The following is a 362-nucleotide window of genomic DNA, read 5'->3' on the forward strand; positions in this document are numbered from 1 at the left end:
CCCTCGCCCCCCTGAAGCGTGTCGTCCCCAAGACCGCCAAGGATCGTGTCGTCGCCGTCCCCGCCCAAACCAAGGTCAGCCCCGTCACCGGCTTCGATCGAGTCGTTCCCGCCCTGACCATCCAGCCGATCGTTGCCGCCAACCCCGACCAGCGTGTCGTCACCGGCATCCCCCAGCAACTCGTCATCCTGCGCAGACCCCGTCACCGTGCCCCCGCCCGGCAGCGCCGTCTGCAAGGTCCCGAAACTCGTGGTCGCAACATCAACGTCCACATCCGTAAAACGCAGCGTTTCGACATCCATTGCGATCTGATCCCGGTCGCCGGTAATCAAGTTGATCGCGATCAGGTTAGCGCCATCCTG

The 362-nt window shown here is 64.4% G+C and carries 1 protein-coding gene; it reads right to left on the bottom strand.

The window, feature by feature from the left end:
- The coding region (locus P1K30_RS23880) for a calcium-binding protein (RefSeq protein WP_420852192.1) at positions 1-362 on the bottom strand (362 nt) is incomplete at both ends.

It is taken from the genome of Psychromarinibacter halotolerans, from assembly GCF_029168315.1.
Classification (GTDB): Bacteria; Pseudomonadota; Alphaproteobacteria; order Rhodobacterales; family Rhodobacteraceae; genus Psychromarinibacter; species Psychromarinibacter halotolerans.